The sequence below is a fragment of the Rhodococcus sp. Z6_132 genome (assembly GCF_058133635.1).
In genome coordinates this window covers 259,485-273,416 of sequence record NZ_JBYUNP010000001.1, presented here as the reverse complement: position 1 = coordinate 273,416, position 13,932 = coordinate 259,485, and the positions used below count along the sequence as shown (strand labels likewise).

Sequence of the window (13,932 nt, the reverse complement as noted above, 5' to 3'; positions counted from 1 at the left end):
CCCAGCAGATCGGCCGTGCGGCCCGCGGGGCCAGGCACGGAACAGGTGACAACGAGAAGGAGCTGGCAAGTGAGCAACCCATTCGACGACGCGGACGGCCGTTTCCGGGTGCTGGTCAACGAGGAGAACCAGCACTCGCTGTGGCCGGAGTTCGCCGACGTGCCCGCGGGCTGGACCGTGGCGTTCGGCACCGCCTCCCGCGCGGAGTGCGTCAGCTACGTGGAGGAGAGCTGGACGGACATGCGGCCGAAGAGCCTCGTCGAGGCGATGGAGGCCGACGCCCGCGGCACGGCGAGCTGACGACTGCGCAGCGAGGGCGCCCGGCGATCACGCCGGGCGCCCTCGCTGTGCGGGCTCAGCAGGACGGCTCAGCGGCGCGCACTTCCCGCAGCCCGGCCGTAGCCGACGATGGCCGGCCACCCGAACACCACCACCAGCCCGCCCGTCCAGGCGAGCAGCAGCAGCAGCGGGGTGAGCGTGGGTCCGCCCACCGCCAGCGCCTTCATGGTGTCCACCGCGCAGGACATCGGCTGGTACTGCACCGGTCCCTGCAGCCAGCTGGGGTAGGCGTCCAGCGGCACGAACCCGGTGTTGAAGAACATCAGGATGGTGGTGGCCAGCGACAGCATCTCCACGAAGGTGGTCCGGCGGCTGTAGAGCGCGGCCGCGGTGGCCAGGGTGGAGTAGCCCAGCCCGAACAGCAGCGGCATCCCCACCATGGCCAGCCCGGCCAGCAGTCCCCGGTCGAAGCGGAAGCCGATCAGCAGCCCGACGGCGACGATGATCACCGTGGTGAGCAGGATGCGCACCATCTCGGCGAGCAGACGGCCGACGATCGGCCCCGCCCGGTTGACCGGCATCACCCAGAACCGGCCCACCAGCCCTGAGTCGCGCTCACCCATCAGCGACACCGCTCCGGCCACCGCCCCGGCCATGGTGCCCACCAGCGCGGTCATGGGCACCAGCCCGTCCAGAGCGTCCTGCCCGGTGGCGTCGGCGATCGAGTCACCGAGCACCACCCAGAGCATCACCAGCGTGACGGCGGGGTAGACCAGCGCCTGGATGGTGGTGAAGGGGTCGCGCAGCCACCGCGTGAGCAGCCGCCGGGCCTGCAGCAGGCTCTGCGGTCCGAGCGCTCGCAGCGACCGCTCGGGTGCGGCCCGGGTGGGCACGAGGAAGGCCAGCGCGCCTGTGGGCTCGGGTGGGGTGACGATCGGGCGCGGCGTGGGGCTGGGCGGCCACGGGGTGCGACTGGGTGGGGTGACAGTGCTCATCGGCTAGCCCCTCCGCAGGTTGGCGTGCACCGAGGCCAGCGTGAAGGCCGCGGCCAGCCCGCCCAGCCACAGCAGCGCGGGCAGCACGTGCGTGGTGTCCCCGGTGCCCTCTGCCAGCGACCGCATCACTGCGCAGAAGTGCGACACCGGCTGGTTGCGCACGAACGGCTGGATCCACTCGGGGAAGCCCTCCTCGGGCACGTAGCCGGTGGAGAGCATGCCCAGCACCAGCTGGGGCAGCGTGAGGATCTGGCTGGTCGCCTCAGGGTTGTGCGACAGGGTCCCCAGCGCGTCAGCCCCGATGGACAGCACCAGGGCGATGACGAAGGCGAAGCCGCAGAACAGCACCGCGTTGTCCACGCCGTTCTCGAAGCGGAATCCCAGCAGGTAGCCCGACAGCAGCGCGGACAGCAGTGACACCACCACCCGCACGGCCGAGGCGGTCATTCGCCCGGCCAGCGGAGCCGCGGGGTTCACCGGCATGGTCCGCATCCGGGTGGTCATGCCGTTCACCGACTCGTAGGCGGCCCGCACGGCGGAGGAGACCGCGATGAAGCTCATCGCCTGCAGCACGATGATCGGGGTGATGAACTGCCCGTAGTCGACGCCCTGGGAATCCATGATGGAGCGCAGCGGCAGGTCGAAGCCGAGCGCGAAGATCGGCGGCGCGACCAGGGAGACCGCCAGCTCGCCGTTGGTGCCCATGGCCCGGGTGTGCCGACCGGCCAGGGTCAGCCACTGCGACAGCCCGCCAGGCGCCGGCCGAGCGTGGTGGTGCAGCGGGCGGGGGGAGGGGCCGGGCTTGTCGCGGGAAGCCACCGGGGCGCTCACGCCGGGCCGCCACCGTCGCGGCGCCCCGACGGCGGGGACGCACCCGCGCCGACCTCCGCCGACACCTCACCGCCGCCACCCTCGCGATCGCTGACCTGCGCGTCACCGGGGTCGCCGTCGCCCAGGTTTCCGGTGCTGGACTCCGCTGGGCTGGACCCCGCTGGGCTGGACCCCGCTGGGCGGGGCCGTGGCGCGGCGGGGGTGTCCGTGGCGGCGCTGTCCTGGTCCGCCTCGGCGTCGGTCGGCGCGGTCAGGGCGAAGAACACGTCGTCCAGGGAGGGCCGCCGCAGCGCGATGTCGGCGATCTCCACCTGCGCAGCGTCCAGCCGGCGCAGCGCCTCGGCGAGGGTGGTGGCGCCCTGGGGAGCGGGGATGGACACCCGGTCACCCGCGGGCACCGCCGCGGTGCCCGCGGGAACCAGCGGGCCCAGCGCGGCCAGCAGCTGCGGCAGGTCCGTGGTGTGCAGGGGGACGATCTCGCAGTAGCTGGTGCCGGTGCGCTCCTTGAGCTGGTCAGCGGTGCCCTCGGCCACCACCGTGCCCTTGTCGATCACCACGATGTTGTCCGAGAGCACGTCCACCTCGTCCAGGTACTGGGTGGTCAGGACGGTGGTGATGCCGTCGTCCTTGAGCCGGCTCACCAGGTCCCACACGAACTGGCGGCTCCGCGGGTCCAGGCCGGTGGTCGGCTCGTCCAGGAACACCACGTCCGGTCGCACCACCAGCCCGCACGCGATGTCGATGCGTCGGCGCATGCCTCCGGAGTAGCCGCCCACCTTGCGTCCCGCCGCCTCCACCAGGTCGAAGTCGGCCAGCAGCTCCGCGGTCCTGACCCGCGCGGACCGCTTGTCCAGCCCCATCAGGCGGCCGAAGAGCACGAGGTTCTCCCGGCCGGACAACGACTCGTCCAGCGCGGCGTACTGGCCGGTGACCATGATGGCGCGCCGCACCTGCGCGGCCTGGCGGACCACGTCGAAACCGGCCACCGTGGCGGTGCCGGCGTCCGGGCGCAGCAGCGTGGTCAGCACGTTGACCACGGTGGTCTTGCCCGCGCCGTTCGGACCGAGAATCCCCAGCACGGATCCGCGCGGGGCGGAGAAGGTGATGCCGCGCAGGGCGCGCACGTCACCGAAGCGCTTCTCGACCCCCTGCACGGTCACACCGTCGGTCGGATCGGGCATGTCGCTTCCTCCTGTGGTCAGCGGCCGGAAAGGAATTCCAGCAGCAGGGCGTTTGCCGGCTCGGGGCGTTCCAGCAGGCCGAAGTGCCCTGCGTCGGCAACTACCTCGTAACGGCAGCCGGGGATGGCGTCGGCCACCTCGCGGCACAGCTGGGGGTCGATCACCCGGTCGTCGGCGAAGGCCACGACCATCGTGGGCACCCGGATGCCGCGGTAGGCGCTCCGGCGGTCGAAGCCGTTGTCCAGCCGCAGCTGTGCGGCCGTCCCGGGCCCGCCGGTGGCGGCGGAGAACTCCAGGACGTCCAGCCACTCCTGGCAGGTGGACGGGTCGGCGAGCGTGCGGGGAGAGAGGTTCAGCGCCGCAGTGACCGCTGCGGAGTACCGCGGGGACACCCGCTGCCCGGTCTCGGCCAGCTCCGCCTCCGCCGCCGACAGGGCGGCCTGGGCGGGACGCAGCCGGGCGTGCGCGGTGAACAGCACCGCCCGGGAGACCAGCTCGGGGCGGGTCAGCGCCAGCTCCTGGGTGATCCGGGCCCCCAGCGAGGTGCCCACCACCGCCGCTGGGGCGCCGAGGTGCTCGATCAGCGCGGCGGTGTCGGCAGCCATGTCGGCGATGGTGAAGCCCTCGGGGCACTCGTCGCTGGGCGCGATGCCTCGGTTGTCCACCCTGGCCACCCGGTAGCCGGCCGCCTCCAGGGCGGGCGTCTGGTGCAGGTCCCACACTCGCCCCGGGCTTCCGCTGCCCATCACCAGGACCACCAGCGGCCCCTCGCCGGACACCGCGTAGCTCAGCCGGATGCCGTTCAGCGTCGCGACGGGCACGGGGTCCTCCGGACGCAGCAGGGGGTAGGGAAGCGGACATCCTGTCTCATCGCGTGTGGGCCCACAGATGTTATCCACGAGACCGGGCGCCGCACCGGCTGAGCAGGCACGACCGTGTGCTGACCCCGATCCGGCGCGGTGCCGCCGGCGTGAGTGCCGCGGCCGGAGGCGGTTTGATGTGCGAGGGCGCGTCGTGCATACTGGTGCGGTTGCCTTGACACGACGTGATGGGTCGTGGGTTCCTCGCGGATCCCATGGCTGTCCGTGGTGGGCAGGGTATGTGTGAGCTTCGGCTATAGACGCCGAGCTGGCGCCGGGTGATCCCCGTAGGATGGCACTTCAGTCCTCGGGCGTGAACGCGACACACCCGACCGCGTGTACCGGCGGGCCCGACAGTTGAACATCGCGAGTGGATCGGTGCTGCGCCTGCGCGTGGTTCCCGTGCTGGTGGATGGTCGATGTCGTCGGGCATGGGCTCGTCGTACCGACAGTTCGAGAACAACAGCGCAGCCTGCTGGTCGGCGCTGACACACCGCATGGCGTTCATACGACAGTGAGTTGCCGCGAAAGCGGCAAGCAAGGAAGAGGGCAAGCGTGGCGGGACAAAAGATCCGCATCCGGCTCAAGGCCTATGACCATGAGGCGATCGACGCGTCCGCGCGCAAGATCGTCGAGACCGTCACCCGTACGGGTGCACGCGTGGTCGGTCCTGTGCCGCTGCCGACCGAGAAGAACGTGTACTGCGTCATCCGCTCGCCGCACAAGTACAAGGACTCGCGCGAGCACTTCGAGATGCGCACCCACAAGCGCCTCATTGACATCCTCGACCCGACGCCCAAGACGGTGGACGCGCTCATGCGCATCGACCTTCCGGCGAGCGTCGACGTCAACATCCAGTGACGGCGGAGACAGGACCGATGGCTGAGAACAAGATGAAGGGCATCCTGGGCAACAAGCTCGGCATGACCCAGGTGTTCGACGAGAACAACCGGATCGTCCCGGTGACCGTCGTGCAGGCTGGGCCCTGTGTCGTCACCCAGGTGCGAACCGTAGAGAACGACGGCTACAACGCTGTGCAGCTGGCCTTCGGCGCGATTGACCCGCGCCGCGTGATCAAGCCCGTTGCGGGCCAGTTCACCAAGGCCGGCACCACGCCTCGTCGCCACCTCGTCGAGCTCCGCATGGAGGACGTCTCCGGCTACGAGGTCGGCCAGGAGATCACCGCCGACCTCTTCGCCGATGGCGCAGTGGTCGACGTGACCGGCACCAGCAAGGGCAAGGGAACCGCCGGTGTCATGAAGCGCCACGGCTTCCACGGCCTGGGTGCGGGACACGGCGTGAAGCGCGTGCACCGCTCGCCCGGCTCCATCGGTGGCGCCTCCACCCCCGGTCGCGTGTTCAAGGGCATGCGCATGGCGGGTCGGATGGGCAACGAGCGGGTCACCACGCAGAACCTGACCGTGTACCGCGTCGACGCCGAGGCCGGCCTGCTGCTCATCAAGGGCGCCGTTCCCGGCAACAAGGGCGGACTCGTGTTCGTCAAGTCCGCAGTGAAGGGTGGTGCCCTCTGATGGCTATCGACACCAAGAAGGCTGACGCCGCCGAGGCGTCCCTGACCGTGCCCGTGCGCACCGTCGACGGTGGCACCAACGGCACCGTCGAGCTGCCCGCGTCGCTGTTCAACGTGCAGGCGAACATCCCGCTGATGCACCAGGTGGTCGTGGCGCAGATGGCCGCCGCCCGCCAGGGCACGCACAAGACCAAGACCCGCGCGGAGGTGTCCGGCGGTGGCGCCAAGCCCTACCGCCAGAAGGGCACCGGCCGCGCCCGTCAGGGCTCGACCCGCGCGCCGCAGTTCGTCGGCGGTGGCGTCGTGCACGGCCCCACGCCGCGCAGCTACGCGCAGCGCACGCCCAAGAAGATGATCGCCGCCGCTCTCCGCGGGGCGCTCTCCGACCGGGCCCGCTCCGGCCGCATCCACGTCGTCAGCGAGCTCGTGGCCAACGACGTGCCCTCCACCAAGGGCGTGAAGACGCTGCTGGGTGCGATCAGCGACCGTCGTCGCTTCCTGGTGGTCCTGGACCGTCAGGACGCTGCCGGCTGGCGCAGCCTGAAGAACCTGCCCGGTGTGCACCCCATTGCGCCGGACCAGCTCAACACCTACGACGTCCTCGTCTCCGACGACGTCGTGTTCACCAGCGCGTCGCTCGCCTCCCTCGTCGCCGGTCCGCCCCGCGGACGCAGCGCCACGGCGTCGGCACGTTCGAGTGAGCTCGTGGAGAACGAGGAGGACAGCAAGTGATTGCCGACCCGCGTGACGTGCTCCTGGCACCGGTGATCTCCGAGAAGTCCTACGGGCTGCTCGAGTCGAACACCTACACCTTCCTGGTGTCGCCGGACGCGAACAAGACGCAGATCAAGATCGCCGTGGAGAAGGTCTTCGGCGTGACTGTCAAGAACGTCAACACCGCCAACCGCCAGGGAAAGCGCAAGCGGACGAAGTTCGGGTACGGCAAGCGCAAGGACACCAAGCGCGCGATCGTCACCCTGTCCGCCGACAGCAAGCCCATCGAGATCTTCGGGGGCCCGGTCGCCTGACGGCGCCGGGACTCGTTGAAATCAGGCAGACAAGCTGAGGACTGAGAAGACTCATGGCAATCCGCAAGTACAAGCCGACCACTCCCGGGCGTCGTGGCTCCAGCGTCTCCGACTTCGCTGAGATCACCCGTTCCACCCCGGAGAAGTCGCTGGTCCGTCCGTTGCACGGCCGAGGTGGCCGCAACGCCCACGGCCGCATCACCACCCGCCACAAGGGCGGTGGCCACAAGCGTGCGTACCGGCTCATCGACTTCCGCCGGGCCGACAAGGATGGTGTGCCGGCCAAGGTCGCGCACATCGAGTACGACCCGAACCGCACCGCCAACATCGCGCTGCTGCACTACGCCGACGGGGAGAAGCGCTACATCCTCGCCCCGGCGAAGCTGAAGCAGGGCGACACCGTGGAGGCCGGCGCCAAGGCTGACATCAAGCCCGGCAACAACCTGCCCCTGCGCAACATCCCGACCGGTACCACCATCCACTCGGTGGAGCTGCGTCCCGGCGGCGGCGCCAAGATGGCCCGCTCGGCCGGCGCCAGCATCCAGCTGCTGGGCAAGGAGGGCACCTACGCCACCCTGCGCATGCCCTCCGGTGAGATCCGGCGCGTGGACGTTCGCTGCCGCGCCTCGGTGGGCGAGGTCGGCAACGCCGAGCAGTCCAACATCAACTGGGGCAAGGCCGGCCGCATGCGCTGGAAGGGCAAGCGCCCGACCGTCCGTGGTGTCGTGATGAACCCGGTCGACCACCCGCACGGTGGTGGTGAGGGCAAGACTTCCGGTGGTCGCCACCCGGTGAGCCCGTGGGGCACGCCTGAGGGCCGCACCCGCAAGAGCAAGCCGAGCGACAAGCTCATCGTGCGGCGCCGCCGCACGGGCAAGAACAAGCGCTGACCAGGGAGGAGTGAAGGATGCCACGCAGCCTTAAGAAGGGCCCGTTCGTCGATGACCACCTCCTTGCGAAGGTGGACGTCCAGAACGAGAAGGGGACCAAGCAGGTCATCAAGACCTGGTCCCGACGATCGACCATCACGCCGGACTTCATCGGACACACGTTCGCGGTGCACGACGGCCGCAAGCACGTCCCGGTGTTCGTCTCGGACGCCATGGTGGGACACAAGCTCGGTGAGTTCGCGCCCACGCGGACGTTCCGTGGACACATCAAGGACGACCGAAAGGCGCGCCGCCGATGAGCAGCACAGACGAAGTTTTCCCGCACGCGATGGCCAAGGCCCGCTACGTCCGGGTCACGCCCATGAAGGCGCGCCGCGTCGTCGAGCTGATCAAGGGCCGTCCCGCGGCTGAGGCGCTCGCCGTCCTGCGGTTCGCGCCGCAGGCCGCCAGTGAGCCGGTGGCCAAGGTGCTCGCGAGCGCCGTCGCCAACGCCGAGAACAACCTCGGGCTGGACCCCGCCACGCTGGTCGTCTCCACGGCGTTCGTGGACGAGGGACCGACGCTGAAGCGTTTCCAGCCCCGGGCACAGGGCCGTGCCTTCCGCATCCGGAAGCGCACGAGCCACATCACGATCGAGGTTGAGAGCCGGCCGCGTCGCAGCTCCGACGCCTCGCCTCGAAACCGTAGGAGCTCGGCCGCCAAGGCCGCCTCGAAGGGAAGTGCTCAGTAGTGGGTCAGAAAATCAACCCGCACGGCTTCCGGCTGGGTATCACCACTGACTGGAAGTCCCGCTGGTACGCCGACAAGCAGTACGCGGAGTACGTCAAGGAAGACGTGGCGATCCGTAAGCTGCTCGCCACCGGCATGGAGCGCGCCGGCATCGCCAAGGTCGAGATCGAGCGCACGCGTGACCGCGTCCGGGTCGACATCCACACCGCGCGTCCGGGCATCGTCATCGGTCGCCGCGGCGCCGAGGCCGACCGCATCCGCTCCGAGCTGGAGAAGCTGACCGGCAAGCAGGTGCAGCTGAACATCCTCGAGGTGAAGAACGCCGAGGCCGAGGCGCAGCTGGTGGCCCAGGGGGTCGCCGAGCAGCTGTCCAACCGCGTGGCGTTCCGCCGGGCGATGCGCAAGGCCATCCAGTCGGCCATGCGTCAGCCGCAGGTCAAGGGCATCCGCGTGCAGTGCTCCGGTCGCCTCGGCGGCGCGGAGATGTCCCGCTCGGAGTTCTACCGCGAGGGTCGGGTCCCGCTGCACACGCTGCGCGCGGACATCGACTACGGCCTGTACGAGGCCAAGACCACCTTCGGGCGGATCGGCGTCAAGGTCTGGATCTACAAGGGCGACATCGTCGGCGGCCGTCGTGAGAACGTCGTCACCGACGAGCGTCCGGCACGGCGCGAGCGTCCGACCGGTGCGCGTCGTCGCTCCGGTGCCTCGGGCACCACCGCCACCAGCACCGACGCCGGCCGCGCGGCGGCCGAGTCGGCAGGAACTACGACGGCCCCGGCAAGCGAGGCAGCACCTGTGGCGCCTGCTGGAAGCACGGAGGGCTGAGGACATGCTGATTCCCCGCAGGGTCAAGCACCGCAAGCAGCACCACCCCAGTCGCTCTGGCAACGCCAAGGGCGGCACGCAGGTCACGTTCGGCGAGTGGGGCATCCAGGCCCTGGAGCCGGCCTACGTGACCAACCGCCAGATCGAGTCGGCCCGTATCGCGGTCACCCGGCACATCAAGCGCGGCGGCAAGGTCTGGATCACGATCTTCCCGGACCGCCCGCTGACCAAGAAGCCCGCCGAGACCCGCATGGGTTCCGGCAAGGGATCGCCCGAGTGGTGGGTCGCCAACGTCAAGCCCGGACGCATCATGTTCGAGCTGAGCTACCCCAACGAGGAGACCGCTCGTGAGGCCCTGCGCCGCGCGATGCACAAGCTCCCGATGAAGTGCCGGATCGTTACCAGGGAGGGGCAGTTCTGATGGCAGACGCAACACAGGCCGCAGAGCTCCGCGAGCTCACCGGCGAGGAGCTTGTCAGCAAGCTCCGCGAGTCCAAGGAAGAGCTGTTCAACCTGCGCTTCCAGACGGCGACCGGCCAGCTCGACAACAACCGCCGACTGCGGACCGTCCGGCGCGACATCGCCCGGATCTACACGGTCATGCGTGAGCGCGAGCTCGGTCTCGCACCGGCGCCGGTTTCGGATGAGGGTGCAGCGTGACGGTAGAGAGGGATGCAGAAGTGAGCACGGAGCAGACCGCTGCCACGAGCGAGCGCAACAACCGCAAGGTGCGCGTGGGCTACGTGGTCTCGGACAAGATGGAGAAGACGATCGTGGTCGAGCTGGAGGACCGGGTCAAGCACCCGCTCTACAGCAAGGTCATCCGTCGTACCACCAAGGTCAAGGCCCACGACGAGAACGGTGACGCCGGTGTCGGCGACCGCGTGCGGCTGATGGAGACCCGGCCGCTGTCGGCCACCAAGCGCTGGCGCCTGGTGTCCGTGCTCGAGAAGGCCCGGTAGCTCGCAAGGCCCGGTGGCTCTCGAAGGTCGGGCCGGCTCCTCGCGGAGCCAGCCCGGCTCGTTGCCCCTAGAAGTTGACAGGTAAGTTTGGACCGCGCGCGTCGGGTCGGAAATCCGCCGCGCATCACGCAGGTCAGGAGTTGTAAGTGATCCAGCAGGAGTCGCGACTGCGAGTCGCCGACAACACGGGTGCCAAGGAGATCTTGTGCATCCGCGTCCTCGGTGGCTCGTCCCGGCGTTACGCCGGTATCGGCGACATCATCGTGGCGACAGTGAAGGAAGCCATCCCGGGCGCGGGGGTGAAGCGGGGTGACGTCGTCAAGGCGGTCATCGTGCGCACCTCCAAGGAGCGTCGCCGCCCGGACGGTTCCTACATCCGCTTCGACGAGAACGCCGCAGTCCTCATCAAGCCAGACAACGAGCCGCGAGGCACGCGCATCTTCGGCCCCGTGGGCCGCGAGCTGCGCGACAAGAAGTTCATGAAGATCATCTCGCTCGCGCCGGAGGTGCTGTGATGAAGGTGCACAAGGGTGACACCGTGATCGTGGTTGCCGGCAAGGACAAGGGCGCGAAGGGCAAGGTCATCCAGGCCTTCCCGGAGAACGAGCGCGTCCTGGTCGAGGGCGTCAACCGGATCAAGAAGCACACCTCCGTCTCCACCAACGAGCGTGGTGCGGCATCGGGCGGCATCGTGACGCAGGAGGCCTCGATCCACGTCTCCAACGTCATGGTCGTCGACTCCGACGGCAAGCCCACCCGCGTCGGCTACCGCGTCGACGACAGCGGTGACCGTGCCAAGCGAGTGCGCGTGTCGCGCAAGAACGGGAAGGACATCTGATGGCGAGCAAGAAGAGCTCTGTCGCAGTGACCGACAACCCCGTCGCCGCCGCCCCCACGATGCCCCGGCTGAAGCAGCGGTACCGCGAGGAGATCCGCTCCGCCATGCAGGAGCAGTACTCCTACGACAACGTCATGCAGATCCCCGGCGTCGTCAAGGTCGTGGTGAACATGGGTGTCGGTGAGGCTGCGCGTGACGCGAAGCTGATCGACGGTGCGGTCCGCGACCTGGCGCTGATCACCGGCCAGAAGGCCGAGATCCGCCGTTCCAAGACCTCGATCGCGCAGTTCAAGCTCCGCGAGGGCATGCCGATCGGCGCGAAGGTCACCCTCCGCGGTGACCGGATGTGGGAGTTCCTGGACCGCCTGGTGAGCATCGCGCTCCCTCGCATCCGCGACTTCCGCGGTCTGTCGGGCACGCAGTTCGACGGCAACGGGAACTACACCTTCGGGCTCAACGAGCAGTCCATGTTCCACGAGATCGACATCGACTCGATCGACCGTCCTCGAGGCATGGACATCACCGTGGTGACCACCGCGACGAACAACGAGGAGGGCCGGGCTCTGCTGAAGCACCTGGGCTTCCCCTTCAAGGAGAACTGAGCATGGCCAAGAAGGCACTGGTCAACAAGGCGAACAAGAAGCCGAAGTTTGCTGTCCGGGCGTACACCCGGTGCCAGCGTTGCGGGCGTCCCCACGCCGTGTTCCGCAAGTTCGGCCTCTGCCGCATCTGCTTGCGCGAGATGGCTCACCGGGGCGAGCTCCCCGGCGTGCGCAAGTCCTCTTGGTGAGCTGAGCACCCGCTCAGCTCACCCCACGCGGACATCCCGTCCGCACTCGAACCGCTTCGCCGTAGGCCCGTTGACTCCACTTGGATCCGACGAGGGAACCGCGGCGGGAAAGGTGCACAGGTCACCTGAATGACCATGACAGACCCGATCGCAGACATGCTGACCCGTCTGCGCAACGCAAACTCGGCCTACCACGACGCAGTCGTGATGCCCCACTCGAAGATCAAGGCGAACATCGCCGAGATCCTCAAGCGGGAGGGCTACATCTCCGACTACCGGTCCGAGGAGGCGGCTGTCGGACAGTCGCTCGTCATCGACCTGAAGTACGGCCCCACCCGTGAGCGGAGCATCGCTGGTCTCCGGCGCGTGTCCAAGCCCGGTCTGCGGGTCTACGCAAAATCCACCAACCTGCCCAAGGTCCTGGGAGGTCTCGGTGTGGCGATCATCTCCACGTCCACCGGCCTGCTCACCGACCGCCAGGCGGCCAAGCAGGGTGTGGGCGGGGAAGTCCTCGCCTACGTCTGGTGAGGGAGGCAACTAATGTCACGCATCGGTAAGCTCCCCGTTCCTGTCCCGTCCGGCGTGGACGTGACCATCGAGGGCCAGAACGTCACGGTCAAGGGGCCCAAGGGCACCCTGCAGACCACCATCTCGGAGCCCATCATCGTCACGAAGGACGAGGACGGCGCTGTCGCCGTCAGCCGTCCCGACGACGAGCGGCGCAGCCGGTCGCTGCACGGCCTGTCCCGCACCCTGGTGCAGAACATGGTCATCGGCGTCACCAACGGCTACGAGACCAAGATGGAGATCCACGGCGTGGGTTACCGCGTGCAGCTCAAGGGTTCCGACCTGGAGTTCGCACTCGGCTACAGCCACCCCGTCCCCATCGAGGCGCCCGAGGGCATCAGCTTCGCGGTGGAGACCCCCACCAGGTTCTCCATCTCCGGGATCGACAAGCAGAAGGTCGGCCAGATCGCGGCGAACATTCGCCGGCTGCGCCGCCCCGACCCGTACAAGGGCAAGGGCGTCCGCTACGCCGGCGAGCAGATCCGCCGCAAGGTCGGAAAGACGGGTAAGTGACATGAGCCAGACTGCAAGCACGGCCGTCGCAGGCTCCGGGTCGAAGCGGCGCAAGCCGCTCGGCAAGGACGCCTCCACGGTTCGTCGACTGTCCCGCGCACGGCGGCACTTCCGCATCCGCAAGAAGGTCAGCGGAACGCCGGCCCGTCCCCGACTGGTGGTGAACCGCTCCTCGCGGCACATCCACGTCCAGCTGGTGGACGACCTCTCCGGTCACACCCTCGCCGCGGCGTCCACCCTCGAGGCGGACCTCCGCGCGATGGAGGGCGACAAGAAGGCCAAGTCGGCCAAGGTCGGCGCCCTGCTGGCCGAGCGGGCCAAGGCCATCGGCGTCGAGGCCGTCGTCTTCGACCGTGGCGGCAACGACTACCACGGCCGGATCGCGGCCCTGGCGGACGCAGCTCGCGAAGGTGGGTTGCAGTTCTGATGCACCCACTGACAACGGAGCACACTCTCACCATGAACGAGACGAACGGAAGGACAGCCTGATGCCGGGACGTGCGCGTGAAGGCGGTGCCGGCGCAGCTGGCGGCGCCGGTGGCGAGCGTCGGGGCGGCGGTCGCCGCGACGGCGGCCGCGGCGCGGCGCCGGAGAAGACCCAGCTCGAGCGGGTCGTGGCCATCAACCGTGTCTCGAAGGTGGTCAAGGGTGGTCGACGCTTCAGCTTCACCGCCCTGGTGATCGTCGGCGACGGCAACGGCATGGTCGGCGTCGGCTACGGCAAGGCCAAGGAAGTTCCCGCGGCCATCCAGAAGGGCTCCGACGAGGCTCGCAAGAACTTCTTCCGCGTCCCGATGATCGGTGCCACCATCACTCACCCCGTCCAGGGTGAGGCGGCGGCGGGCGTGGTGCTGCTGCGCCCGGCCAGCCCCGGTACCGGTGTCATCGCCGGTGGTCCGGTGCGCGCCGTGCTGGAGTGCGCCGGCATCCACGACGTCCTCTCCAAGTCGCTGGGCAGCGACAACGCCATCAACGTCGTTCACGCGACCGTTGCGGCGCTGAAGATGCTCCAGCGTCCGGAGGAGGTGGCGGCCCGCCGTGGCCTGCCCATCGAGGACGTCGCGCCGGCCGGAATGCTGCGCGCTCGCGCCGGACAGGGGGCCTGATCAC

General features: G+C 69.0%; 23 protein-coding genes and 1 pseudogene. 20 read left to right on the top strand and 4 right to left on the bottom strand.

The window, feature by feature from the left end; all coding sequences use genetic code 11:
- Positions 1-69 precede the first annotated feature (69 nt).
- Positions 70-300, top strand: coding sequence for an MbtH family protein (locus tag AC3YO9_RS01360; RefSeq protein WP_127783991.1), 231 nt, complete (start codon positions 70-72; stop codon positions 298-300).
- A gap of 68 nt (positions 301-368) precedes the next feature.
- Here AC3YO9_RS01360 and AC3YO9_RS01355 read toward each other — a convergent pair whose 3' ends face one another.
- From AC3YO9_RS01355 to AC3YO9_RS01340, 4 genes and pseudogenes are all read right to left on the bottom strand, one after another.
- Entirely contained in the window at positions 369-1,274 is a 906-nt protein-coding gene (locus tag AC3YO9_RS01355) for an ABC transporter permease (RefSeq protein WP_489981890.1), read from the bottom strand.
- A 3-nt stretch (positions 1,275-1,277) separates the two neighbouring features.
- Positions 1,278-2,105, bottom strand: a complete 828-nt coding sequence (locus tag AC3YO9_RS01350) for an ABC transporter permease (protein WP_489981889.1) — start codon at positions 2,103-2,105, stop codon at positions 1,278-1,280.
- 248 nt (positions 2,106-2,353) lie between these two features.
- A pseudogene (locus AC3YO9_RS01345) lies at positions 2,354-3,286 on the bottom strand (ATP-binding cassette domain-containing protein); the annotation flags it as partial.
- A 17-nt stretch (positions 3,287-3,303) separates the two neighbouring features.
- Positions 3,304-4,107 (bottom strand): alpha/beta fold hydrolase, encoded by an 804-nt coding sequence (locus AC3YO9_RS01340; RefSeq protein WP_489981888.1) that lies wholly within the window; start codon positions 4,105-4,107, stop codon positions 3,304-3,306.
- A 594-nt stretch (positions 4,108-4,701) separates the two neighbouring features.
- Between AC3YO9_RS01340 and rpsJ the strand changes: the two genes are divergently transcribed.
- From rpsJ to rpsE, 19 genes are all read left to right on the top strand, one after another.
- Complete coding sequence (gene rpsJ, locus AC3YO9_RS01335) at positions 4,702-5,007, top strand: 30S ribosomal protein S10 (RefSeq protein ID WP_003938093.1); 306 nt, start codon at positions 4,702-4,704, stop codon at positions 5,005-5,007.
- A gap of 17 nt (positions 5,008-5,024) precedes the next feature.
- The gene (gene rplC / locus AC3YO9_RS01330) at positions 5,025-5,678 is read left to right on the top strand and encodes a 50S ribosomal protein L3 (protein ID WP_489981887.1); all 654 of its coding nucleotides are present in this window, start codon (positions 5,025-5,027) and stop codon (positions 5,676-5,678) included.
- Positions 5,678-6,409: a 50S ribosomal protein L4 gene (gene rplD / locus AC3YO9_RS01325; RefSeq protein WP_127783986.1), complete on the top strand. Its 732-nt coding sequence runs from the start codon at positions 5,678-5,680 to the stop codon at positions 6,407-6,409. The genes rplC and rplD overlap by 1 nt, the downstream gene beginning before the upstream one ends.
- Complete coding sequence (gene rplW, locus AC3YO9_RS01320; protein ID WP_127783985.1) at positions 6,406-6,705, top strand: 50S ribosomal protein L23; 300 nt, start codon at positions 6,406-6,408, stop codon at positions 6,703-6,705. Before rplD ends, rplW begins: the two co-directional genes overlap by 4 nt.
- A 53-nt stretch (positions 6,706-6,758) precedes the next feature.
- Positions 6,759-7,595, top strand: coding sequence for a 50S ribosomal protein L2 (gene rplB / locus AC3YO9_RS01315; protein ID WP_127783984.1), 837 nt, complete (start codon positions 6,759-6,761; stop codon positions 7,593-7,595).
- Between the two features lie 17 nt (positions 7,596-7,612).
- The gene (gene rpsS, locus AC3YO9_RS01310; protein ID WP_127783983.1) at positions 7,613-7,894 is read left to right on the top strand and encodes a 30S ribosomal protein S19; all 282 of its coding nucleotides are present in this window, start codon (positions 7,613-7,615) and stop codon (positions 7,892-7,894) included.
- Positions 7,891-8,325 carry a 50S ribosomal protein L22 gene (rplV, locus tag AC3YO9_RS01305; RefSeq protein ID WP_127783982.1) on the top strand — a complete coding sequence of 145 codons (435 nt, stop codon included), beginning with the start codon at positions 7,891-7,893 and terminating at the stop codon, positions 8,323-8,325. Before rpsS ends, rplV begins: the two co-directional genes overlap by 4 nt.
- Positions 8,325-9,152, top strand: coding sequence for a 30S ribosomal protein S3 (rpsC, locus tag AC3YO9_RS01300; protein ID WP_127783981.1), 828 nt, complete (start codon positions 8,325-8,327; stop codon positions 9,150-9,152). The genes rplV and rpsC overlap by 1 nt, the downstream gene beginning before the upstream one ends.
- A gap of 4 nt (positions 9,153-9,156) precedes the next feature.
- Complete coding sequence (rplP, locus tag AC3YO9_RS01295) at positions 9,157-9,573, top strand: 50S ribosomal protein L16 (protein ID WP_127783980.1); 417 nt, start codon at positions 9,157-9,159, stop codon at positions 9,571-9,573.
- Complete coding sequence (gene rpmC / locus AC3YO9_RS01290) at positions 9,573-9,812, top strand: 50S ribosomal protein L29 (protein WP_127783979.1); 240 nt, start codon at positions 9,573-9,575, stop codon at positions 9,810-9,812. Before rplP ends, rpmC begins: the two co-directional genes overlap by 1 nt.
- A 20-nt stretch (positions 9,813-9,832) precedes the next feature.
- Positions 9,833-10,114, top strand: coding sequence for a 30S ribosomal protein S17 (rpsQ, locus tag AC3YO9_RS01285; RefSeq protein ID WP_127783978.1), 282 nt, complete (start codon positions 9,833-9,835; stop codon positions 10,112-10,114).
- Positions 10,115-10,260: 146 nt separating this feature from the next.
- Positions 10,261-10,629, top strand: coding sequence for a 50S ribosomal protein L14 (gene rplN / locus AC3YO9_RS01280; protein ID WP_127783977.1), 369 nt, complete (start codon positions 10,261-10,263; stop codon positions 10,627-10,629).
- Positions 10,629-10,952, top strand: coding sequence for a 50S ribosomal protein L24 (gene rplX / locus AC3YO9_RS01275; protein ID WP_127783976.1), 324 nt, complete (start codon positions 10,629-10,631; stop codon positions 10,950-10,952). Before rplN ends, rplX begins: the two co-directional genes overlap by 1 nt.
- 59 nt (positions 10,953-11,011) lie before the next feature.
- Positions 11,012-11,554, top strand: a complete 543-nt coding sequence (gene rplE / locus AC3YO9_RS01270) for a 50S ribosomal protein L5 (protein WP_127784924.1) — start codon at positions 11,012-11,014, stop codon at positions 11,552-11,554.
- 2 nt (positions 11,555-11,556) lie between these two features.
- Positions 11,557-11,742, top strand: a complete 186-nt coding sequence (locus AC3YO9_RS01265) for a type Z 30S ribosomal protein S14 (protein ID WP_127783975.1) — start codon at positions 11,557-11,559, stop codon at positions 11,740-11,742.
- 129 nt (positions 11,743-11,871) lie between these two features.
- On the top strand, positions 11,872-12,270 hold the full coding sequence (gene rpsH / locus AC3YO9_RS01260; RefSeq protein ID WP_127783974.1) for a 30S ribosomal protein S8: 399 nt from the start codon (positions 11,872-11,874) through the stop codon (positions 12,268-12,270).
- Positions 12,271-12,282: 12 nt separating this feature from the next.
- Positions 12,283-12,822, top strand: coding sequence for a 50S ribosomal protein L6 (rplF, locus tag AC3YO9_RS01255; protein WP_127783973.1), 540 nt, complete (start codon positions 12,283-12,285; stop codon positions 12,820-12,822).
- 1 nt (position 12,823) lies between these two features.
- Positions 12,824-13,249, top strand: coding sequence for a 50S ribosomal protein L18 (gene rplR, locus AC3YO9_RS01250; RefSeq protein ID WP_127783972.1), 426 nt, complete (start codon positions 12,824-12,826; stop codon positions 13,247-13,249).
- Positions 13,250-13,310: 61 nt separating this feature from the next.
- On the top strand, positions 13,311-13,928 hold the full coding sequence (gene rpsE / locus AC3YO9_RS01245; RefSeq protein WP_127783971.1) for a 30S ribosomal protein S5: 618 nt from the start codon (positions 13,311-13,313) through the stop codon (positions 13,926-13,928).
- Positions 13,929-13,932: the final 4 nt, after the last annotated feature.